The organism is Flavobacterium enshiense, assembly GCF_040750275.1.
Taxonomy (GTDB): Bacteria; Bacteroidota; Bacteroidia; order Flavobacteriales; family Flavobacteriaceae; genus Flavobacterium; species Flavobacterium enshiense_B.
In genome coordinates this window covers 18,307-41,453 of the sequence record NZ_JBDOCV010000008.1, presented here as the reverse complement: position 1 = coordinate 41,453, position 23,147 = coordinate 18,307, and the positions used below count along the sequence as shown (strand labels likewise).

The following is a 23,147-nucleotide window of genomic DNA, read 5'->3' as shown; positions in this document are numbered from 1 at the left end:
TTTTTAATTAAAACTTCTCGGTCCTAAAAAATTAGTGGTTGTGGTTTCGAGGAGTTCTCCATTATTATATACTTCAATGGTAATCTTTGTTTTGTCGCCTTTCAAAAATGCCGGATGAATTTCTACAAACAGCGTTCCTTGCGCCATATCTTCTTTAACAACTTTAAAACTTTCTTTTCCTACCATCTTGATTTCACCTTTCGGATTAGCCAATTTGAAATGGATATTCTCGAAATCACGCACGGTCTTGTTTACCACTTTATACGTAAACACATTACTAATGTTCTCACCTTTATGCTGAAACAATTGTCCCGGAAGTCGTAAAACGGTTGCTTCCACATCATTTCTTAGGAACAACATCCCGATTAAAACACCAATCAGGATTGCTAAAACCGCTACATAACCTTTCATTCTGGTCGTGAAAACGAATTTCTCCTTTTTCACGATTTCCGCTTCGGAAGCATAACGAATCAAACCTTTCGGCAGGTTGACACTTTCCATGATGTGATCGCATTCATCGATACAAGCCGTGCAATTGATGCACTCCAACTGAATTCCGTTACGGATATCAATTCCTGTCGGGCAAACGTTTACACATTGGTGGCAATCGATACAATCACCTTTCCCAAGCATTTTACGATCTTCGTTTTTCTTGAATTTGGCTCTTCCCGATGCTCCTTCGCCACGTACGTGATCGTAAGCAACATTGATGGTTTTATTGTCGAGCAAAACACCCTGCATTCTTCCGTAAGGGCAAGCGATGATGCACACCTGCTCGCGAAACCACGCGTAAATGAAGTAGAAAACCGCTGTAAAAATCAATAAGGCAATGAACGTACTTACGTTGTGAAACGGTCCTTGCCGCACCATGTCTAACACTTGGTCACTTCCTACCAAATACGCCAGAAATACATTAGCAATCACAAAAGAGGCAATGAAAAACAAAAACCATTTCGTCGCTTTCTTTCTGATTTTCTCCGCGTTCCATTCCTGTTTGTTCAGTTTTACCTGCGCTCCGCGGTCGCCTTCAATCCAGAACTCGATTCTTCGGAAAAGCATTTCCATAAAAATCGTTTGTGGGCAAAACCATCCGCAGAAAATACGTCCGAAAGCTACCGTAAACAAAGCCAATCCCACTACACCAATGATCATCGAAATCACCACCAAATGAAAATCCTGTGGCCAAAACGGAAAACCGAAAATCGAGAACTTCCGTTCCATAATGTTAAACAGCAAAAACTGATTCCCATTAATTTTGATAAACGGTGCCGAAAACAGAAAGGCTAACAAAAAGTAACTAACCAGTTTTCTTCTTTCGTAGAATTTCCCTTTTGGAATTTTAGGAAAAATCCAGGCACGCTTTCCTTCTTGATCTATGGTCGCGATGGTATCTCTAAAACTTTCATCAGGTAGATTGGACATGGCATTTTTAATTTATGGCTACTGTTTTAGCGGCAGTTTTTGTGGAATCGGTTGCAGTTTTGGAAGCCTCTTGTTTTGGCGCATTTTCATCTACCCAAACTTCGCCTTCCGGTGCTTTACCGTCTTTTGGATTAGTACCTTGAAGACTTAACACATAACTAGCAACTTTTTGAATATCAGACGGCTTAATAATTTCTTTCCAAGGCACCATTCCTTTTCCGGCACGACCGCCTTCCATAATGGTATTGAAAACATTTTTAATTCCTCCACCTAAAACCCAGCGGTCATCGGTTAAATTCGGGCCGATGGCTCCTCCTCCGTCCGGACGGTGACATGCAACACAATTTGTTTCGAAAATCGCTTTTCCGGCAGCTAACTCGGAGGCGTCGGTTAACAACGTAACTTTTTCTTTGTCCATTAAATCGGGAGCGGTTTTCTTGTATTCTTCCACCGCGATTTTGGCCTCGGCCATTTCTTTTTCAAATTCCATCGTCTGATCGTCATGACCTAAGATGTGAAAACGAACTAAGTAAATGAACGAGAACGCAATACAGGCATAGAACAAATACACCCACCACGGCGGTAACACATTATCCAACTCTTTGATACCGTCGTAATCGTGATCCATCATTAACTCGCCTTCTTCCTCAATTTTACGGGAGCGGGTTAATTTTTGCATCCATTTTTTGTAGAAAGCCGTTTCTGTAAAAGGCAGTTCATCTTCGATTTCTTTCTGTTTGCGTTGTTCTTCAGTTAGTAAACTGTTCAGAATGTTGTTCGTAGCTTTCAGTACAACTTCCATCGCAATTAATACGAAAAGAAACAACAACAGAATCAAGGAAACCATCGGATATTTGATGAAAGCAGGACGGTCTCCGGAGTCGATAAAGAATTCCATCGCGATGAAAAACAAAGCGAACAAAACCGGAATCCTTACATATATTGGAAAAAACTTTTTCATAACTGGCAAATTTTAAAGCTCTACAGCATTATCGTTATTGAACGGAATGTTACTCATTTCGGCAATTTTCTCTTTTTTATAGGTGAACACCCAAGCGTACAAGCCTACGAAGAACAAGAAGAAAATAAGTAACGATATGATGGGATAAATCTCAATTCCTGAGATGGTTTCCATATTGTGTTTGATGAATTTTAACATGACTTGTGCTTTTAAATTATTCGGCTTGTTTTACTTTGATATCGGTTCCTAAACGCTGCAAATAAGCAATTAAGGCTGTAATTTCACGATCTTTCATCGGTACGAAGTTTTCGCCTCGAACTTTGGCATTTTTCATACTTTCCTCGTAACTTTTCACAAAATCTGGATCATTTTTAAGGTTTTCCTCGATTTTTGCCGATTGTGTTGCGATGCTTTTCTGAGCATTTGCAATGTCTTCGTCTGTATACGGAACCCCTAGTTTTACCATTACCTTCATTTTGTCTTCAGTTTTTGAATAATCCATCGGTTTGTTATCGAATAACCATTTATACCCTGGCATGATAGAACCAGCCGATGTACTTTGCGGATCCCACATATGGTTGAAATGCCAGTTGTCGTTGTATTTTCCTCCCACACGCATCAAATCCGGACCTGTTCGTTTGGAACCCCATAAGAACGGGTGATCGTACACATATTCTCCTGATTTTGAATATTCTCCGTAACGGGAAACTTCAGAACGGAAAGGTCTAACCATTTGCGAGTGACAACCCACACAACCTTCACGGATGTACAAATCACGACCTTCCAATTCAAGCGGTGTATAAGGTTTTACACTTGTAATTGTCGGAATGTTCGATTTCACTACTAACGTTGGTACAATCTGAATGATACCACCAATTAAAATGGCTATTGTTGCTAAAACGGTCAACTGAATTGGTTTTCTTTCTAACCATCCGTGGAATCTTTCACCTTTTAAACGGTTTGGAGAAATTTTCACTAAAGCTGGCGCCTCGGCTAATTCATCTTCTACAGGTTTACCGTTTTTTACCGTCATGATGATGTTGTACACCAACACTAACATACCGATAATGAACATTGTTCCTCCTACTGCACGCATGGCGTACATTGGCATAATTTCTTTTACGGTTTCAAGGAAGTTACCGTAAACTAAAGATCCGTCCGGGTTAAACTGTTTCCACATCTGTGCCTGAACAAATCCGGCAACATACATCGGTAAGGCATATAAAATGATTCCTAAAGTTCCAATCCAGAAATGGAAATTGGCTAATTTTTTAGAGTATAACTCGGTTTTGGTCATTCTTGGAATCAACCAGTAAATCATACCGAAAGTCATGAATCCGTTCCAGGCTAAGGCTCCAACGTGTACGTGCGCTACGATCCAATCCGTAAAGTGTGCGATGGCGTTTACGTTTTTCAGCGATAGCATCGGGCCTTCAAAAGTGGCCATCCCGTAACCGGTAATCGCTACTACGAAAAATTTTAAAATCGGTTCGGTTCTTACTTTATCCCAAACACCTCGCAACGTCAATAACCCGTTAATCATACCTCCCCAAGACGGTGCAATCAACATTACAGAGAATACTACTCCTAAATTTTGCGCCCAATCCGGTAAAGCCGTGTACAATAAGTGATGAGGCCCTGCCCAGATATATAAGAAAATTAATGACCAGAAGTGAATAATAGACAATCGATACGAATATACCGGACGATTTGCCGCTTTAGGTATGAAGTAATACATCAACCCTAAGAAAGGCGTTGTTAAGAAGAACGCTACCGCATTGTGACCATACCACCATTGTACCAAAGCATCCTGAACTCCGGCATATACCGAATAACTTTTCAACCCATCAACCGGTAAGGCTAAACTGTTGAAAATGTGCAATACGGCTACAGTAACAAACGTTGCAATGTAGAACCAAATGGCTACGTACAAATGGCGTTCTCTTCGACGTAAAATCGTCATAATCATATTGATGCCGAAAACCACCCAAATGATAGCAATTGCGATATCAATAGGCCATTCCAATTCCGCATATTCTTTAGAAGAAGTATAGCCCAATGGCAAAGAAATAGCAGCGGCAACGATAATCAGCTGCCAACCCCAGAAATTGATGTTACTGAGCACATCGCTGTACATTCTGGTTTTTAATAATCGCTGTAAGGAATAGTAAATTCCGGCAAAAATGGCATTTCCAACGAAAGCGAAAATTACCGCATTGGTATGTAAAGGACGTAAACGACCGTAGCTCAACCACGAAATTCCGTCAGTAATGTTCGGAAACAGGTACATGATTGCCACCAAAAGTCCGACCAACATTCCTACCACCCCAAAAAGGATTGAAGCATAAAGGAACTTCTTTACAATTTTGTTATCGTAATAAAATTGTTGCACTTCCATAATTAGTTTTGTTTTTCTATTTGTGTTTTGGATTTTTTCTCGGTTTTGTTTTTAAGCTCATCTTCGAACAACATGCGAACCGATGGCGTGTAATCGTCGTCAAACTGGCCACTTTTCACGGCTCTTATAAAAATGTATAAGAAAGCCAGCGCCACAACGATACTGATGGAGATTAACAGATAAATAACACTCATACCTTAAGTTTTATAGTTCAAAATTACTTTAGCGCTTGCGGATAAAACATGATTTTTATCATGCTTCCCTATTTATTTTCTTGCGAAATAATTACTCATGATGGTCACGAAACTCACGATGGTTACTGTACTCAGCGGCATAATAATGGCAGCCACCAATGGCGATAAATTTCCGGTTACCGCAAAACTCAGTCCCACAACATTATACAGTAGAGAAAGTCCGAAACTCATGTAAATGGTTTTCATGGCGTTTTTAGAGAATTTTAGAAAGTACCCGATTTTTGAAAATTTTGTAGCATCCAAAATCCCATCGCAGGCTGGAGAAAACACGTTTACGTTTTCGGAAATGGAGATTCCGATGTTGGCTTGTGCTAAAGCTCCGGCATCATTAAGACCGTCGCCTATCATCATGACGTTTTTGCCTTGATTTTGCAGATTTTCTATAAACTGAAGCTTCTGTTCCGGTTTCTGATTGAAAACCAAAGTGGTCGTTGCCGGCAGCATTTTTTCTAAAATCTTTCGTTCTCCATCGTTATCCCCAGATAGAACAACCAAATTGTATTTTTTGGAAAGCTTGTCAAACAATTGCTCCAACCCTTCACGGTATTGATTGTTGAACACATAGCTTCCTTTGTAAATTCCGTTTATTTCTACGTGCACTTTGGTTTTCTTATGCGTGTTTTCACTCATGTGCTGCAGAAATTGGGACGAACCTAATTTCACAGTTTGTGTTCCGAAATTGGCAAATATTCCTTTCCCAATGATTTCTTCAAAAGAAGCAGTTTCTAATTTCTCCTGATTCGGAATAAAGTCATAAAGTCTTCTGCTCAAGGGATGGTTGGAGCCTCGTAAGGTATTTTTCAACAATCTTAATTCGGCTTCATTTAACGATGTTCCTTCATAAATTATAGAAGTCTTTTTATTGGTGGTAATCGTTCCGGTTTTATCAAAAACCAACGTATCAACTTTTGCCAATTGTTCGATTACCGTAGCATTTTTCAAATAGAACTTTTTGTATCCCATGATGCGAAGTACGTTCCCCAAAGTAAAAGGTGCAGTTAGAGCCAAAGCACAAGGACAGGCCACAATCAGAATGGCGGTAAAAACATTGAAAGCTGTAGTCACATCTTTGAAAATCCAGAATCCGAAAGAAACAAAAGCCAACAACAACAGCGCCGGAGTAAAATAGCGGCTGATGGAATCCGTGATGGTTTTATACTGCTGCTCTACCCTTTTTTGGAAGACATCATTACTCCACAATTGCGTTAAGTAACTTTGAGAAACCGACTGCAAAACTTCCATTTCCACAACATTTCCAATTTGCTTTCCGCCTGCGTAGACTTTATCGCCGGATTTTTTTTCGATAGCAACGGCTTCTCCGGTTACAAAACTGTAATCGATGGCAGTTTTATCAGAAATAAGAATCCCGTCAACGGGAATCAGTTCTTGGTTTCGGATTAGCAAACGATCGCCTTTTTGAATATCGTAAACCTGAATCGCTTCTTCGGATTTATCACTTAAAATCTTAGTAACGGCAATTGGAAAATAAGATTTATAATCGCGTTCGAAGGAAAGGAAATTGTAAGTTTTCTGTTGAAACATTTTCCCTAAGAGCATGAAGAAAATCAGTCCGCACATGCTGTCGAAGAAGCCTTGTCCGTAGCCCATCGCAATGTCTACCGTACTTCGGACGAACATCACCACAATTCCCAAGGCAATCGGAATATCAATGTTCAGCATTTTTGACTTGATGCTTTTCCACGCCGAAACATAATACCCCCAAGCCGAATAGAAGAACGGTGGTAAAGCCAAAACGAAAATTAGCCAGCGGAAAAAGCCCTTGTATTGCTCGATCCAGAATTCACCTACTTCGAAATATTCGGGAAATGATAACAGCATGATGTTACCGAAACTGAAAAACGCCACACCGATTTTGTAGTACAGGCTTCGGTCGACTTCTTTTTTCTTGTTCTCGTAGTTTTCTAAGCTGATATACGGCTCGTAACCGATGGAACTTAAAAGCAAGACGATTTCTTTCAGGGAAACCTTTTCGGAAGTGAAGGTGATTCGGACTTTTTTCTCATGAAAATTTACTTGTGAAGCCGTGACACCATTGTTCAGTTTATTCAGATTTTCCAGAATCCAGATGCATGAACTGCAATGGATATGCGGAATATAAAGGGAAACAATTTGCGTTTTTTCCTCGTTGAAATCAAGTAGTTTTTCTACAATGTCTGCATTATCCAGAAAATCATATTTTCCTTTGATATCCTGTGGAGTGGCTCCGGGCGCGTTTTCGAAATCGTAATAACAGCTTAAATCGTTCAGACTGAAAATCTCGTAAACCGTCTTACATCCGGTGCAACAGAACGATTTTTCATCAAACTGAATTTCCTGTACTTTTACAATATCGTTACCGCAATGGAAACAATTTTGTGTCATCATAATTTGCTCATTTTACCTGAAGCAAATTTCTTTCGTTATGATTTCTTAAAATATGATTTTTGTCATACTTTAGTATCTTTGCAAAAACAATCGAAAATTATGAGTAGATGTGAACAATGTATCGTACGGGAATTCAGCGCTTTAAAAGCATTGAACAAAGACGAATTGCTAAAACTCGCCGATTGTAAAACTTCGTACGTGGTAAAAAAAGGGGAAGTTATTTTTGACGAAGGCGATCATCTGGACGGAATCTTTTGTGTTAAAGACGGGGTTTGCAAACTTACCAAACTGAGTTCCAACGGAAAAGACCAGATTGTAAAATTGGTTACACGCGGTGAATTGTTAGGACAACGTTCGTTAATCAGTGAGGAACCGACCAATTTAAGTGCAATTGCCCTAGAAGACATGACGGTTTGTTTTGTACCGAAAAGCCAAGTGATGGACTTTTTCAATGAGAACAACAAATTTTCATTGAACATGATGAAAAACGTTTGTCACGATTTGAAAGAAGCTGACAACATTCTGGTAAATCTTGCTCAGAAAAGCGTTAAAGAAAGACTGGCTGCCACCTTACTTTATCTTCACGATACTTTTGGGGTTCATGAAGATGATTCGCTGAAACTGCATTTATCCCGTGAGGAAATCTCCAGTATTATCGGAACTGCTACCGAAAGCTGTATCCGTTTATTATCTGATTTTAATAAAAGTGGGCTTATCGAAATTCACGGAAAAAAAATCATTTTGAAAAATAAAAAAGAACTTAGAAAGTTAGCGGAATAAAAAAAGGAGCCAATTGGCTCCTTTTTTTATTCCGGTGCTACCACAGGACCTTCCCAGTCCATGATTCCACCTACTAAATTGTATGTATTTCCGAAGCCCATTTGCTGCATGATGTTGCAGGCTTGCCCGCTTCTTCCGCCTGAACGGCAATAGATGTAATAGTTTTTCGACTTATCCAACTCATCTACCTGATAGATAAAGCCTTGTCCTTTATAGATATCGATGTGCATGGCGCCGGGAATAATACCTTCATTCCATTCTCCTTCGGTTCTAACATCCAGGATTACGGCGTTTTCATCTTCCTGAGCTCCTTGCCACCATTGTTCTTGTGAAATGTCCATAGTTGTATTTTTTGCAAAAATACTATGCTTTAATGGAACAGCCAATAGCTTTAGTCGTTTTTACCGGAACTTCCTGATTTTTCAAAAGTGCATCCACAGCATTTTCGACATATTTTGTTTTTACAGCACTTTCATCCGAGTAATTATCGTCGATTGCTCCTATATATTGTACAACATTACCTGCTTTGGTTTTTTCTAAAATATACACATGAGGTGTTTTGGTGGCACCGTATTGTGGATAAATTTTCTGTCCTTCATCAAATAAATATGGAAACGTGAATCCTTTTTCTTTGGCGCGTTCTTTCATTAGTTCAAAACTGTCTGCCGGTTGAACTTCCGGATTGTTCGGATTGATAGCGATAACCGGATAGCCTAACTTTTTGTATTTCTTGTCTAAAGCAATGATACGGTCTTCATAAGCCTTCGCATATGGGCAATGGTTGCAGGTGAAAATTACAATAAAACCTTTCGCGCCTTTAAAATCGGCTAAAGCTACTTTCTTGTTATTTACGTTTTTCAGGCTGAAATCCGTAGCAATGTCGCCTACCTGATAACCGGAATCAGATTTAACCAATGTAAAAGCGCTCATTAAACAAACAAGCACAAACAATGTGGTAATTTTAAGTGTTTTCATAATTTAGTTATTGATGATTGTTAGTAATTCGTTTTCCAATTCGTTGTACGTGAATGATCGTTCATAGAACTTTCTGGTTTTACTGTTGTAGATGGTTGTTGCCGGAATAGCTCCGCTCCAATTTTTATCGACTTTTTCAATCCAGGCATTGGCATCGGGATCGTCCAGATGGACAACTTCAGATTGCAGTTTTTTCTTTTTCATAAAAGGAATCAGACTGGTTTCTATCTTCTTCGGCATGTCCATACTCACCAAAATAACTTTTACCTTCTGATTTTTGTATTTCTCGTTAAGTTGTTCAAAATAAGGAAGTTCCTTTATACACGGCAAACACCATGTTGCCCAAAAATTGATTACATAAGTTGTATTATCCGATTTGTTAAAAATTGGTTCCAGACCTTTAAAATTGTAAGACGGGATTTTTATGCTCTCACTTTCATATATCTTAAGAGGAACCAAACCTTCCGTAACATACGATTTACTTTGTTGTGCAAGCGAAAAATTACCTATTAACAGCAACAACAATACAACTTTCATCTTCTTAAATTTTAGGAAGCTTAAAATTAAATAATCTGAATTTTCTTAACTTGTTAATTAACAAAATTTTAAATCGATAAGGTCATAAAAAAAGCGGATAGAATTACTTCCATCCGCTTTAATATTCTTATATAACCAATTAGTTGATGATTAACTTTCTGGTTGCTTTTTTACCTTCAGATTCAACAGATAAAAGGTAAACTCCTTTTTCCAATGCGTTGAAGCTTACTTCCTGATTAAACATTGTTCCGGTTGGATTAAATACTTTATTGTAAACGTTTCTTCCTCTCATATCGAATAAACTAACATTTACTTTTTCTGAAGTATTCAATTGAATAGTAACATTACCATTAGATGGGTTTGGCCACACATTGAATGTTTCAAAACCATTATCTTTTGTCGATAAAGTACCCTGTACCACAAAATTATCGATAATAGCTCCTTCTTGAGTTACAGCCTCGTCAGATACAAAAGTAAATCGGAACATTATATTGGATGCTGGTGTGCCACCTCCTAATCCAAATTGCGATAAGCTATGAGAATAGTTTCTTTTATTTCCATTCATTCCGTTACCCCCACTTGGTGCCGTAGCATAATCTCCAGTCCATTGTTTTCCAATACAATTAAAACAATCTGTACCGTTTGGCGTTCTGCTGCTGTTGTACCAGTTAGGATCAGACGCTGTCCCTAAAACACTCCAGGAATTTCCTCCATTAGTAGAATACTCAAAATAGATAATGTCCCAATTGGCCTCTAAGTCAAACGCCATATCGAAACTTACAGTCGGGTTGCTAACAGTTGTTAAATCATAACATTGTGAAACTAAATATGAGGTAGTGTTATCCGGATAATTTCCAAACGTTTTGGTAGCATAAACCTGTGATCCTGCAACTGTATTACTCAATAAGGTTTTCATAGATGTACCTCTCTGCCATACCGTATTAGTTGTGCCGGATTGATCAATTGAAACTAAAGCATCAGAAGTAGCATTAAAGGTGTTAACTACATTGATCGTTCCGTTATCATTTACCGTTATTAAAGCCGTTTTTGTATTGTTTGTAGCAACACCGTCTCCTGAAACTGTTGTAGTTACACTCAAAGTATGAGTACCTCTGGTTAAACCAGATAATGTAATCGGGTAATTTACCATTGAACAGTTTGGAAGATTTCCAGTCCATGTTGCATTGGTGTTTGCACCTCCATCCACATTATATGAAATATCAACCGAAGAGATTGTATTAGAACCCGCATTTTCAAATACAATTGAAGCGGAATAAGGGACTCCGCATGAAATGCTTGATGTACTGCTGATTGTCTTTAATGTAACATCGTTAGTTTGAGCAGCATAAGCATTTCCGATATTTACTGCCATCCATGCATCTGTAACAGCAATTACTTCCGGGCTGCTTGCGCAATATAAAGAGTTCGCTACCGTTAATGATGCATTTCGTGCGTCTGTAAATGTCGCATTTGGTGTAAGATAATCTCTCTCCGTATAATAAGCGATCTGAGATGATTTTGCCATACCGATTCCCGTTACATTATAAGTATCTCGTTGGGCTATAGGTGCATTATTCATACCTGCCTTACCCGCAGTTAAGATATAAAACCAATGGTTGAAAACACCACTGTTGTTATGAACACCACAGTTATCATTCCCCGAGCCCGGTGTACAACTTCCGTCGTCTGCCGTTGTGGTATAATAAGTCCCTTTAAAAGTATCGGGATTACTTCTTGAATTCGGATAACTCATTGAACGTAAAGGTGAAATTGACAATTCTTCTCCTATTTTCCAAATCCCCAGTGATCCCGGAGAGGCAGTATCCTGACCTGCGTTAAGGTTACCAAATTTAGCATACTGTTCGATGCAGGCTCCCCAAATATCTGAAAAACCTTCATTCATTGCTCCGGATTGGTTTTGATAGGCCAAATTAGCGGTATACTGACAAACGCCATGTCCTATTTCGTGACCGATAATATCAACAGAAGTTAACGGATTCCCATTACCGTCACCATAACGCATCACACTTCCAGTCCATTGTGCATTGAACCATCCTGATCCTCCAGGTACATCGTCAAAATGCACATAACTTCTAATTTGTCCGTTGTTATCGTCAAAACTGTTTCTGTTAAACGTATTTTTCCAGAAATCATAGGTTTTCATTGCTCCCCAATGTGCATCCAATGCCGCATTGTCTTTATTGGTATTGTTATATTCTGCTGCTGTCCAATTGTTGTCTGCATCTTCAAAATGTGTAGATGGCATTGTATTAGTTCTGGCACTATTATAAGTCACAACACCATTTCCTCTTGTAGTATCTTCAAGAACGTATTTGTTTAACCCGGTATTGAAAGTTGTTTCAATAGACCTGTTACCACTATACTTTGTATCTGCAGAAGCCGCAACCAACATCGATTTGCTTCCTACTGTAATTGCTTCAACATGTTTGGAATATTCTTCAATCTGATTGCTTGAAATTAATCCGTGTGCATGTTTGATAATTGGGTTTCTGAAAACAATATCACCGGAAACAGCATCTACATAAATTTCCTCACGAAGGATTGGCTGCACGGCATAAATGTCGTATTTATACACCAATTTCACTTCGCCTGTTTTAACAATTGGGAAAAGCAACATTTCTCCCGAAGGCTTGCTATAATTCATTAAAGCTGCCTGTTGTGGATCATCCCATAAATAAGTTGTAGCATTTGCTGCGCTTACTGCCTTTAAAAAACCTGCTTCTTTTGTGATTCTTGGTGATAAATCTGCAGTTGAGGCATTATAAAGCTCTCCGTTTACCGATAAAATTTTGCCGTCACGAGCATGCGTGATAAAAACTCCAAACTCTACTTTTAAGCCTTTGTAGAATTGCTGAATTCTCTCGTGGGTCATTCCGGTAACATCCGAAGTAGTTCTGATAGTCTCATAAGAATAATTCTTATCCAATTTGAATAATGTTCCAAATTGCGCTATTGCATACTCTCTTGAAGAAGGTGCATTAAGCACTAAAGTTTTTTGGTGAGCTAACTCCTCATCATACTTGTCATTTTGGGAAAATCCATTCGTTGAAAATCCCAACAATAAACACGTAATGAAGAAATAATTTTTTCTCATGGTGGTTATAGTTTTTTAGTTAGGTTAGTTATGAGCGCAATATTAATAAAAATTTAACATTAATCATAAATTAGCCTTAATTTTTGCAAATAAATAATTGAAAAATAAACAATTAGCCTTTTAATAAAGTAAACCCTCATATAAATTGAAGCCTAAAAATTTTAACACAATATTTGTATATACAATTAAAAACATTACTACATTTGTATCGACAAATTAAGTAACAAATGAAAATTGAAGAAATCATAAAATCCACAAAAACATTATCGGTTGCCAAACGAACCGTTTTGAATGTTTTTTACACGCAGAATATAGTTTCGGAAAAATTCGCTGAAATACTAAAACCTTATGATTTGTCAGGAGAACAATATAATGTGCTGCGCATTTTAAGAGGTCAAAACGGAAATCCAACTAATATGTGCGTAATTCAGGAACGCATGCTGGCCAAAACCAGTAACACAACCCGATTGGTAGATAAACTGTTGCTGAAAAATTTGGTCACAAGAGAGGTTTGCGCTGAGAACCGAAGAAAAATGGAAATCACCATTACCCAAAAGGGCTTGGATTTATTAGCAGAATTAGATCCCAAAGTCGAGAATCACGAACACCTTTTTGCCCAAAACCTATCGCAGGACGAATTAGAACAATTAAACAATTTACTGGAAAAATTCAGGACAATTTAAACATGAGCAATTTTATTAAACATCAGAACTGGCGTTATGCCACCAAAAAGTTCGATTCAACTAGAAAAATATCCGATGAAAACCTTGAAATCTTAAAAGAAGCCATTCGTTTAAGTTCTTCATCTTACGGATTACAGCCTTACAAAGTAATTATTGTAGAAAACCCGGAACTTAGAGCTAAAATACAGCCGGCAGCTTGGGGACAGACTCAAATTGTTGACGCTTCTCATCTGTTTGTATTTGCCAATATGGTGAATTTAGGAGAAAAAGAAATCAACAAATACATTAATACGATTGCAGAAACACGCGGAATACCTGTAGAAAACATTTCAGGTTACGGCGATTTTATGAAATCGAAAATTGCTTCGCTTCCGGAAGATGTAAAAAATACCTGGACTGCTAAACAAACGTATTTAGCCTTAGGGAATCTTTTAAATGCGGCCGCAGAACTTCAAATCGATGCCACACCCATGGAAGGTTTCGAACCCGAAAAGGTAAACGAAATCCTGGGTCTTAATGAGTTAGGATTAAATGCATCGCTGATTGCAACTGTGGGTTACCGTCATGAAGAAGATGCAACCCAACACAATGTTAAAGTACGTAAATCTCACAAAGAATTATTCATAAATTTATAATCACTAAAATTCAATTAAAATCATGAAACAATTAAAATCAATCGCATTAGCTTTAGTCGTAGCTTTAGGAACATTGACTGCTTCTGCACAAACCACTAAAAAAGTAGATGCTGCAGCTAGTAAAGTAGAATGGATCGGAAAAAAATTCACAGGTCAGCACAATGGAACTATCAATCTTAAAGAAGGTGCTATCGTTTTTAAAGGAAAAAAATTAGCTGGTGGTAACTTTACTGTTGATATGACATCGATCAACACTACAGATTTGGAAGGAAAAGGAAAAGCGAGTCTAGACGGTCACTTAAAAGCTGATGATTTCTTCGGAGTTGAAAAATTCCCAACATCTCAATTGGTTTTCAAAACTATCGGAACAAAAGCGAACAATACTTACCAAGTAACCGCTGATCTAACAATCAAAGGAATCACAAAACCAATCACTTTTGACATGGTAGTAGACAAAAACACTGCTACTGCAAAATTAATGATCGACAGAACAAAATACGACATTAAATACGCTTCTGTAGGTTTTGGTGCAATGGCTGATAAAGCAATCAATGACGAATTCGAATTGAATGTAAACTTGGCATTCTAATTTCAAAATATTTTCAAAAGAAAAGCCTGATTGTACAATCAGGCTTTTTTTATTACTTACCTTTTAAATCCGCATCATTTAAAGGCAAAACTTCTGTAAACAGCGCTTTAATGGCTGTATGCTGCTTTTTATCGGAAACTTTATAAAACTCATGAATGAGATCTGGAGTTATTGGTTTCGGATTTGGATACTTGTTGGATTGCAAAAACCTCTTCAAAGCCAGATTTACTTTTTCTTCCCCTATCATTTCACTGAGCAGATACATCACAACCGTTCCTTTGGAATATGAAAGGTGTCTGTCATCCGGTTTCACCTGATACAAAGGCATTTCTTTTGAAAATCCTTTCTCATTGTTATAAATATCGAGATGCATTTGCACACGCTTCAGCATTTCTTCTTTTCCGTACATTTTTTTAAGCAACATCATTTCAGTGTACATCGCCAATGTTTCCGTAAGCATGCTCGCACCATGGCGGTTGTCCGGGTGAATCTGATTACCGCCCCACCACAAATGTGCCAGTTCGTGCCCAGCCAGTTCATTAATTACATCCTGCTGTTCATCGGCTTTGATATTGCTGTGAAAAATCAAGTCTTCGGTCATGTAAATGGTTGCCGGATAGGCGGTTGCAGCAAAACCTTTGGTAAAACCCGAAACCTCTGCAAAACGAATAGTTTTAAAAGGATAAGGTCCGAAATTTTCTTCGCAATACTCCATCGTTAACTTGGCATTTTTGAGCAAATGCTCCACATTTTCGAAATGCGACGGATGATAATAAATCTCAAAGTTTTTGCCTTTATAGTGCTCTTTTTTAACTGCATATTCCGCTGAAGAAACCGCAAAACGAAACGGAATTTGCTTGACGCGATACTGAAAAAAACTTTTGTTGTTCGCTTTCCACTTTTTTACTAGTTCTCCCATTCCGATAGCTTCCTGATTAAAAGACGTTGCGATAGTCATATCCAGATCGATAAAATCATTGTTAGGCGATTTTGGCGCATTGAAAGCGATTGGCTGTGTTTTCACACCTAACTGAAATTGTTTTCGGATGGACTCTTCCTGGATTTCATTATCGGAATTGTACCCAAATTGCGGATAATAGCGGCTTATACGCATAAACGAACCATTTTCAACAATCGCATTAAACGATTCATGACCATTTACCGGTTGCCACTGATACCTGATTCTGAACCTAAATTTCGCTTTGGCGTTCGGTTCCATGGGTTGTTTTAAGTGTACGATCTGATGCTGTTTTTCTACGGATTGCCCACTCTCTTCCAATTGAAAATTTGCGTTTTCAATCGTAAAACCATCGGCAAAACTGACCAATATCGTACGGATTTCCGATTGGGTTTTATTTTCGAGCACATAAGTTCCTTCAATGGTGTAACGGTTTTCGTCCGGATACAAATCGACGAAAGTTTTCACAGCAACAATCGTTGGCTGCGGAAGATTTTGCAGGCTTCTGAACTGTTTTTCATATTCGGCTTGAACCTGCAATGCTATAGCTTCATTTTTGGGCTGATACTCTTTCATCACTCTGATTCCCAACACATAACCACCGATTGAGAGCAAAACAAAGGTCAGATACACATACATTTTTCTAAACTGAGCTTTTCTCAAATGGATGGAATAGAGCGTAAGGGTCAAAAGGATAAATCCGAACAGCAATCGATACCCAAATGCGGCCTCATAACTTCCAAAACCGTTCATATCGCTGTAATCAAAGTTGATGCTGTACAGGAATTTGAAAAGCGGGAGCGTGACAATCTTTCTTCCTACGGGCGTTGCCATAACGAATGCAAACAAAGCTGCTATCCCTAAAGCTACATACTTCTGGTTTACAAGCTTTTGAATGACCAGTAAAAAACCGCTTAACACAAATAATGGCAAAGAAACAAACCATAAAATTTTTACATAAATACCTATTTCAATAACGGGATAATCATACAAATACTGAAAAAGAATTCCTTCAAATATCAAAATGACACTAAATGTTAAGACTAGAATCAGCAAAGTAATCCAATGAGCCCAAAATTGTGTTTTTCTGTTCGGCGTGCTGTTTTCAATCAGATTAAAATTCACGTTTTTACTGCGCCAGAAAATATCATGTGTATAAAAAAGCACAACCATGACACCCAGCACATAAAAATTCTGAATGATTGTTGAAGCCATCAAACCGGAAGAGGCATATTTCTGCGGAATCCGAATGCCTTTTTCAATTTCCGCATACATTTCCATCCCAACGGCAAAGAGCAAAGCCAAAACAATCAGCACAAACGGAATACTTTTAAAAATATAAATCAGGTTGATTTTCACAAAAGATAAAAGGGCTTTGTATTCCGATTTTAAACCTTCTTCTACAGCAGTAAATTGAAAGGGAACAACATCGTCACATTTTTCATCTTCTATCTTAAAAATTACTTTTTTTACCTTAGCTTTTTTCGAAAACGAATACGTTCTGAAGGCTGTATAAAGCAACAACATCGAAAGCATAAGGATGCCTAATCGGTTCCAAATAAAAATACCGTCGAATCCTATTACCTCAGTATTTCGTTGTGCTACAGTCCATTGTGCCGTTTGATTGAAAAAAGCAGACATTCCAAAAGGGTCGAAAATCCCCGAAACAAATTTCGTTTCTTCCGATTGCGGCAAACTCTGCGCCATAAAAGGCGAACTCGAAAACAACATCGCTACCATATAAAGAATATAGAGCAACAGGCCGCTTACATAAATTGGCATTTTACTTTTGGAAAACCAAGCGACAACGCATAAAACAGCTGTAACAAAAATGGTATTTATCACTGTGAAACAGAGCATTGGAACCAGATAATACAACACATTAAAGACGCCACTTTCCATGGATTGCGCATTTGCTGACTGTCCGATAAAGAAACTAACTGTCAAAAGAATTGTGCACAAACAACTCATTATCAACACCGAAGCAAATCGGCCGGACAAAAATTGCCTTTTTAAAAGTGGAGTACTGAAATAAATCTGTTCAAAACGACTGTCAATCTCTTTAATAGCCAATTGCGCCGTAAAAAGCGTACCGAAAAATATCGCAGTCAAGCTGATAAAAGCCGTGATAAACCCCACTTGATACGACGAATTGTAGAACACATTTTCACTTACTGAAAATCGGGCGTTTTGTCCTCCGAAAATACCGAAAATGATGATCAGGAGCAGTACGGCGTAGAAGCCCCAGTTTTTAAAATATCCTTGAACATCAAACCAAAAAACTGTTTTCATAACGCTACTAATTTTTGGTTCAACATATTAAAATATACATCTTCCAGAGTAGGGCTTACTTCTTGAAAATCAGGCAGACGGGATTCCGAAAACACATGAATATTCATTTTACCGGATGTAAACTGTGAGGAAATGACCGAATAGTCGCTTTTAAAATGGGTTAATTCTTCTTTTTGGATTTGTTTTCTCCAGATTTTCCCTTCCAAGGACTGAATCAAATCCATTGGATTGCCCTGTAAAAGTACTTCCCCTTGGTTCATAATCGCCATTTTTGAACACATATTACGGACATCTTCCACCAAATGCGTCGATAAAATAACGATGCGGTCTTCCCCTATTTCACTCAAGAGACTGTTGAAACGGTTGCGCTCTTCTGGATCCAGCCCTGCGGTCGGTTCGTCTACAATAATAATTTTCGGATTGCCCAATAAGGCCTGAGCCACTCCAAAACGCTGGCGCATTCCACCGGAAAACGTATGCACTTCTTTTTTGCGATGCGCAAACAAATTAACTTTTTCAAGCACTGAAAGAATTTGGTCTTTTCGTTCTCCAGAAATGGTAACTCCTTTTAAAACAGCCAGATGATTGAGTAAATCGTAAGCCGAAACTTTAGGATATACGCCGAAATCCTGTGGTAAAAAACCGAGTTGCTTTTTAATGAAATCCGGATTTTCCAAGACATTGACTTCATTAAACAAAATTTGACCTTTGTCTGCCGATTGCAAGCCAACTATGGTACGCATTAAGGACGATTTTCCGGCTCCGTTAGGGCCTAACAAACCAAACATTCCGTTGTTGATTTCAAGCGAAACATCGTCAATTGCTTTTACTCCATTTTTATACGTTTTTTGGATGTTTTTGATGATTAAACTGTTCATTTTGATTGATTGTTGATGATTATTGACTGATTTATATGAATTTTGATTTTCTGAAGATTGAGACAAAAGAAACCCTGTCGGTCAAAAAACCGATACTTTCATTCGTTAAAAAAAGATGCTATTTATTCGCTGATGTATTCCAAAACATCACCGGGCTGACAATCCAAAGCCTTGCAAATCGCTTCAAGCGTGTCAAAACGTATACCTTTAGCTTTTCCGGTTTTGAGAATCGACAAATTTGCCGGGGTTATCCCCAGTATTTCTGCCAATTCCTTCGACTGCATTTTACGCTTGGCCAGCATCACATCTACATTTACTACAATTGGCATGGTTCTATATATATAAGTCTTGTTCGTTTTGAAGGTTTACACCCTGTTGAAAAATAGCGGCCATAAAAAAGATAAAAACTCCCATTATCGCATGCGCTACAATCATGGCAATAAAAGGAAAATCTTCCACACTAAAAAGCGACCAAACTATCGCCAATACCGGATACAACAACAAATTGAACTGATAAAACTGCTTTAAATTCTTTAATCCGTCTTTTGTAAACAATCGTTCTTGTTTAAAGGTTTTGAAGACATTACTCAGCACCCAAAAGAACAAACCGTAAAGTGCTAAACCCAAAACCATTTCCAACACATATACAAGGGTGTATTCCGAACCCAGCAAAAAATGTTGTGTGGTAAACGGAATGTTAATAGCGAACCTGTTCTGTTCCATTTTCTCAAAAAAAGGACCTTCAAACAGGCAATTAATCAAAGTATAAAATGCCGTTATCAAATAAAACAAAGCGACAATTCGTACGAGCACAAACAAAAAAGAAGCAATAATCCGGACTGATTTCATGGATTCCTAATTTAAATTCAACAAGACAAATGTAATAATAAATTATCGTAAAACAATAATTTATTATCATTTTTTTATAATTATAAAAAACCACCTATTTTGAGACGAGAAATATTTTCAAAAAAAGTTTGCGTATTCGAAAATCATTTCTATAACTTTGTACCGTAGAAAAAACACAAAATGAACAACATTTTAAACAATACTTGGTGGTGGAATAACTTACGTCGAAAATCGTGAGCGAATCCTCCTATCTGTATTTTTAAAACCAACATAGATAAAAGGCTTGTCAATCACGACAAGCCTTTTTTTATTTCCAGAACTCAAAGATCATGCAAAAATATAAACTACATACCCATCACAAACAAATCCTTGCCGACACCATCACGCCGGTAAGCATTTATTTAAAAATTCGCGACAAATTCCCGAACAGCCTTTTACTGGAAAGCAATGATTTTCACAGTAATGAGAACAGTTTTTCATATATCTGCTGCAACCCAACGGCAAGTATCAAGCTGGAAAACGAAATCCTCACTACAACATTACCCGACGGAACGCTAACAAACAAACGTATTGAAAACCCAAAAGAAGTTGTAGAAGGCGTTCAGGAATTTACTTCGCGATTTGAAACCGACAAGAACAATTTTAAATTTATCACCAACGGTTTATTTGGGTTTACCAGTTATGATGCCGTTCGTTATTTTGAAAAAGTAAACATCGAAAAGAAAACCACAGATTTACAGATTCCAGATTTATATTATGCCGTGTATCAGAACATTATCGCAATCAATCATTTCAAAAACGAAGCGTATATTTTCTGCCACAGCCTTGACAATCAAAATAATATTAATGAAATCGAGCAATTAATCCAGTCGAAGAACTTTGCTTCCTATTTCTTTGCCAAAGACAGTGATTCGATTTCCAATTTATCAGACGAGGATTTTAAAGCCAATGTCAGTCTGGCCAAAAAACACTGTCAACGTGGTGACGTCTTCCAATTGGTTTTGTCCCGAAGATTTACCCAAGGCTTTAAAGGCGACGAATTCAATGTATATCGTGCTTTGCGCAGCATCAACCCATCTCCTTATCTGTTCTTTTTCGATTATGGAAACTTTAAGATTATGGGTTCTTCACCCGAAGCACAATTGGTCATTAAAAATCGAAAAGCCGAAATCCATCCCATCGCTGGAACCTTCAAAAGAACCGGAAACGACGAGCTAGACGCCTTACTAGCCAAGCAATTAGCCGAAGATCCGAAAGAAAACAGCGAACACGTCATGCTGGTAGATTTGGCCCGCAACGATTTAAGTCGCAACGGCAATCAGGTGGAAGTTGAAAAATACCGAGAAGTCCAGTTCTTTTCCCATGTGATTCATTTGGTTTCCAAAGTCAGTGGGCAATTACACGAAAAAGTTTCCACAATACAAGTAGTTGCTGATACGTTTCCAGCGGGAACTTTATCAGGCGCCCCTAAACACAAAGCATTACAACTGATCGAAACCATCGAAAACACCAACCGAAATTTCTACGGCGGCGCTATTGGTTTTATGGATTTTGATGGTAATTTTAACCATGCAATCATGATACGCACATTTTTGAGCAAAAACCATCAATTGCATTATCAGGCAGGAGCCGGAATTACAATCAATTCCTGTGAAGAAAGCGAAACACAAGAAGTGTACAATAAATTAGGAGCCTTAAACAAAGCGTTAGAATTAGCCGAAAGCATTTAAAACCAGAACCATGAAAAAGATATTAGTTATAGACAATTACGACAGTTTCACCTACAATCTGGTTCATTATCTGGAAGATTTGAATTGTGAAGTCACGGTATTTCGCAACGATGAGTTCTTTATTGATGAAATAAAACCATTTGACAAGATTTTGCTATCTCCAGGTCCGGGAATTCCTGATGAAGCAGGCTTACTCAAAGAAGTCATCAAAACCTATGCACCTACCAAAAGCATACTCGGCGTTTGTCTTGGCCAGCAAGCGATTGGGGAAGTTTTCGGCGGAAGTTTGATCAATCTGGAAAAAGTGTATCATGGTGTGGCAACCCAAGTCAAAATCACCGTTCCCGATGAAATCCTTTTTAAAGATTTAGCCGATGAAATTGAAGTTGGGCGCTATCACTCGTGGGTCGTTTCCAATGAAAATTTTCCTGAAGTTTTAGAAATCACTTCTGTGGATGACAACGGTGAAATCATGTCGTTTCGCCATAAAACTTACGATGTTCGTGGCGTACAATACCATCCGGAAAGCGTTCTTACCCCCAATGGGAAGAAGATTCTTGAGAATTGGGTAAATAGCTAATTAGCTTTTAGCAATCAACATTTTAGACAACTATTTAGGGTAGTAAAATTTACTGGCCAAGGGCTTTGCATCTCAAATTTAACGTATCACAAAACAGCTAATAGCTAACTGCTAAAGGCTTAAAGCACAAAAAATGAAAGCAATATTAAACCGATTAATCCAGCACGAAACGCTTACCAAAGAAGAAGCGAAAAACGCGCTCAAAAACATTTCCAACGGACTGTACAATCCAAGTCAAATAGCAAGCTTTTTAACGGTATATATGATGCGAAGCATTACCATTGAGGAACTTGCAGGATTTCGTGAAGCTTTATTGGAATTGTGCATTGCCATCGATTTATCCGATTACGACACCATTGATTTGTGCGGAACCGGAGGCGATGGTAAAGACACCTTCAACATTTCCACATTGGCATCCTTTGTAACGGCGGGAGCCGGAATTCAAGTGGCGAAACACGGAAATTATGGCGTTTCCTCGATTTCTGGATCGAGCAATGTGATGGAAAGTTTGGGAGTTAAGTTCAGTAATGATCCGGAATTTTTAAACAAATCGATTGAAGATGCCGGAATTTGTATCTTACACGCGCCACTCTTCCACCCTGCCATGAAAAATGTCGCTCCCATCCGTAAAGAACTGGCGGTCAAAACGTTCTTCAATATGTTAGGTCCAATGGTAAATCCGAGTTTTCCGAAGCATCAATTAGTTGGGGTTTTTAGTTTGGAATTGGCAAGAATGTACGCTTATCTCTATCAAAACACCACAACCAATTTTACGATTTTACACAGCTTGGATGGCTACGATGAGATTTCCCTAACCGGAAATACTAAGACAATTTCCACAGCCATTGAAGGCATGTTAAAACCAGAAGATTTCGGGGTAAATATTTTAAATCAAGGCGATATTCAAGGCGGAACAACAATTGAAGAATCAGCAAAAATTTTTATGGATATCCTTAACGGAAAAGGAACAAAAGCCCAAAACGATGTAGTTTGTGCCAATGCGGGAATGGCTATCGCTACCGTAAAAAACCTGAATCCAAAAGAAGGATTTGAACTGGCAAAAGAAAGCTTGTTAAGCGGAAAAGCACTTAAAAAATTAAAAAAACTACAACAACTAAGCAAATAA

The 23,147-nt window shown here is 38.2% G+C and carries 21 protein-coding genes; 7 read left to right on the top strand and 14 right to left on the bottom strand.

Annotated elements, in window-relative coordinates; all coding sequences use genetic code 11:
* Positions 1 to 3 precede the first annotated feature (3 nt).
* From ccoG to ABGT15_RS12000, 6 genes are all read right to left on the bottom strand, one after another.
* The gene (gene ccoG / locus ABGT15_RS12025; RefSeq protein WP_367231685.1) at positions 4 to 1,422 is read right to left on the bottom strand and encodes a cytochrome c oxidase accessory protein CcoG; all 1,419 of its coding nucleotides are present in this window, start codon (positions 1,420 to 1,422) and stop codon (positions 4 to 6) included.
* Between the two features lie 7 nt (positions 1,423 to 1,429).
* Entirely contained in the window at positions 1,430 to 2,383 is a 954-nt protein-coding gene (locus ABGT15_RS12020; RefSeq protein WP_367231684.1) for a cbb3-type cytochrome c oxidase N-terminal domain-containing protein, read from the bottom strand.
* Positions 2,384 to 2,395: 12 nt separating this feature from the next.
* Positions 2,396 to 2,581, bottom strand: coding sequence for a CcoQ/FixQ family Cbb3-type cytochrome c oxidase assembly chaperone (locus tag ABGT15_RS12015; protein WP_367231683.1), 186 nt, complete (start codon positions 2,579 to 2,581; stop codon positions 2,396 to 2,398).
* A gap of 16 nt (positions 2,582 to 2,597) precedes the next feature.
* Positions 2,598 to 4,781 carry a cytochrome-c oxidase, cbb3-type subunit I gene (gene ccoN / locus ABGT15_RS12010; RefSeq protein WP_367231682.1) on the bottom strand — a complete coding sequence of 728 codons (2,184 nt, stop codon included), beginning with the start codon at positions 4,779 to 4,781 and terminating at the stop codon, positions 2,598 to 2,600.
* 2 nt (positions 4,782 to 4,783) lie between these two features.
* On the bottom strand, positions 4,784 to 4,975 hold the full coding sequence (ccoS, locus tag ABGT15_RS12005) for a cbb3-type cytochrome oxidase assembly protein CcoS (protein WP_367231681.1): 192 nt from the start codon (positions 4,973 to 4,975) through the stop codon (positions 4,784 to 4,786).
* Between the two features lie 72 nt (positions 4,976 to 5,047).
* Positions 5,048 to 7,420, bottom strand: a complete 2,373-nt coding sequence (locus tag ABGT15_RS12000) for a heavy metal translocating P-type ATPase (RefSeq protein WP_367231680.1) — start codon at positions 7,418 to 7,420, stop codon at positions 5,048 to 5,050.
* 99 nt (positions 7,421 to 7,519) lie between these two features.
* Here ABGT15_RS12000 and ABGT15_RS11995 point away from each other — a divergent pair, with 99 nt between their 5' ends.
* Positions 7,520 to 8,200 (top strand): Crp/Fnr family transcriptional regulator, encoded by a 681-nt coding sequence (locus tag ABGT15_RS11995; RefSeq protein ID WP_367231679.1) that lies wholly within the window; start codon positions 7,520 to 7,522, stop codon positions 8,198 to 8,200.
* 26 nt (positions 8,201 to 8,226) lie between these two features.
* On the opposite strand, the gene ABGT15_RS11990 is transcribed toward ABGT15_RS11995, so the two are convergent.
* The 4 genes from ABGT15_RS11990 to ABGT15_RS11975 all read right to left on the bottom strand — a co-directional run bounded on the left by ABGT15_RS11990 (position 8,227) and on the right by ABGT15_RS11975 (position 12,827).
* Complete coding sequence (locus ABGT15_RS11990; protein WP_367231678.1) at positions 8,227 to 8,541, bottom strand: rhodanese-like domain-containing protein; 315 nt, start codon at positions 8,539 to 8,541, stop codon at positions 8,227 to 8,229.
* A gap of 22 nt (positions 8,542 to 8,563) precedes the next feature.
* Complete coding sequence (locus ABGT15_RS11985; RefSeq protein ID WP_367231677.1) at positions 8,564 to 9,175, bottom strand: thioredoxin family protein; 612 nt, start codon at positions 9,173 to 9,175, stop codon at positions 8,564 to 8,566.
* Between the two features lie 3 nt (positions 9,176 to 9,178).
* Entirely contained in the window at positions 9,179 to 9,712 is a 534-nt protein-coding gene (locus tag ABGT15_RS11980; RefSeq protein ID WP_367231676.1) for a TlpA disulfide reductase family protein, read from the bottom strand.
* Positions 9,713 to 9,851: 139 nt separating this feature from the next.
* Positions 9,852 to 12,827, bottom strand: a complete 2,976-nt coding sequence (locus ABGT15_RS11975; RefSeq protein WP_367231675.1) for a M4 family metallopeptidase — start codon at positions 12,825 to 12,827, stop codon at positions 9,852 to 9,854.
* Positions 12,828 to 13,054: 227 nt separating this feature from the next.
* Here ABGT15_RS11975 and ABGT15_RS11970 point away from each other — a divergent pair, with 227 nt between their 5' ends.
* From ABGT15_RS11970 to ABGT15_RS11960, 3 genes are read left to right on the top strand one after another with little or no spacing between them, the layout of a single operon-like run.
* Positions 13,055 to 13,510 carry a MarR family winged helix-turn-helix transcriptional regulator gene (locus ABGT15_RS11970; protein WP_367231674.1) on the top strand — a complete coding sequence of 152 codons (456 nt, stop codon included), beginning with the start codon at positions 13,055 to 13,057 and terminating at the stop codon, positions 13,508 to 13,510.
* A 2-nt stretch (positions 13,511 to 13,512) separates the two neighbouring features.
* Positions 13,513 to 14,145: an NAD(P)H-dependent oxidoreductase gene (locus ABGT15_RS11965; protein WP_367231673.1), complete on the top strand. Its 633-nt coding sequence runs from the start codon at positions 13,513 to 13,515 to the stop codon at positions 14,143 to 14,145.
* A 22-nt stretch (positions 14,146 to 14,167) separates the two neighbouring features.
* Positions 14,168 to 14,734: a YceI family protein gene (locus ABGT15_RS11960; protein WP_367231672.1), complete on the top strand. Its 567-nt coding sequence runs from the start codon at positions 14,168 to 14,170 to the stop codon at positions 14,732 to 14,734.
* 52 nt (positions 14,735 to 14,786) lie between these two features.
* Here ABGT15_RS11960 and ABGT15_RS11955 read toward each other — a convergent pair whose 3' ends face one another.
* The 4 genes from ABGT15_RS11955 to ABGT15_RS11940 all read right to left on the bottom strand — a co-directional run bounded on the left by ABGT15_RS11955 (position 14,787) and on the right by ABGT15_RS11940 (position 19,585).
* A complete protein-coding gene (locus ABGT15_RS11955) occupies positions 14,787 to 17,984 on the bottom strand; it encodes an ABC transporter permease/M1 family aminopeptidase (RefSeq protein ID WP_367231671.1) in 3,198 nt (1,065 codons plus the stop codon).
* Positions 17,981 to 18,862 (bottom strand): ABC transporter ATP-binding protein, encoded by an 882-nt coding sequence (locus ABGT15_RS11950; protein ID WP_367231670.1) that lies wholly within the window; start codon positions 18,860 to 18,862, stop codon positions 17,981 to 17,983. Before ABGT15_RS11950 ends, ABGT15_RS11955 begins: the two co-directional genes overlap by 4 nt.
* A gap of 122 nt (positions 18,863 to 18,984) precedes the next feature.
* A complete protein-coding gene (locus ABGT15_RS11945; protein ID WP_264542002.1) occupies positions 18,985 to 19,191 on the bottom strand; it encodes a helix-turn-helix domain-containing protein in 207 nt (68 codons plus the stop codon).
* A 4-nt stretch (positions 19,192 to 19,195) separates the two neighbouring features.
* Positions 19,196 to 19,585 (bottom strand): DUF2975 domain-containing protein, encoded by a 390-nt coding sequence (locus ABGT15_RS11940; RefSeq protein ID WP_367231669.1) that lies wholly within the window; start codon positions 19,583 to 19,585, stop codon positions 19,196 to 19,198.
* A gap of 455 nt (positions 19,586 to 20,040) precedes the next feature.
* Here ABGT15_RS11940 and ABGT15_RS11935 point away from each other — a divergent pair, with 455 nt between their 5' ends.
* The 3 genes from ABGT15_RS11935 to trpD all read left to right on the top strand — a co-directional run bounded on the left by ABGT15_RS11935 (position 20,041) and on the right by trpD (position 23,147).
* On the top strand, positions 20,041 to 21,441 hold the full coding sequence (locus ABGT15_RS11935; RefSeq protein ID WP_367231668.1) for an anthranilate synthase component I family protein: 1,401 nt from the start codon (positions 20,041 to 20,043) through the stop codon (positions 21,439 to 21,441).
* A 10-nt stretch (positions 21,442 to 21,451) separates the two neighbouring features.
* A complete protein-coding gene (locus tag ABGT15_RS11930; protein ID WP_367231667.1) occupies positions 21,452 to 22,021 on the top strand; it encodes an anthranilate synthase component II in 570 nt (189 codons plus the stop codon).
* 133 nt (positions 22,022 to 22,154) lie between these two features.
* Positions 22,155 to 23,147 carry an anthranilate phosphoribosyltransferase gene (gene trpD, locus ABGT15_RS11925; RefSeq protein WP_367231666.1) on the top strand — a complete coding sequence of 331 codons (993 nt, stop codon included), beginning with the start codon at positions 22,155 to 22,157 and terminating at the stop codon, positions 23,145 to 23,147.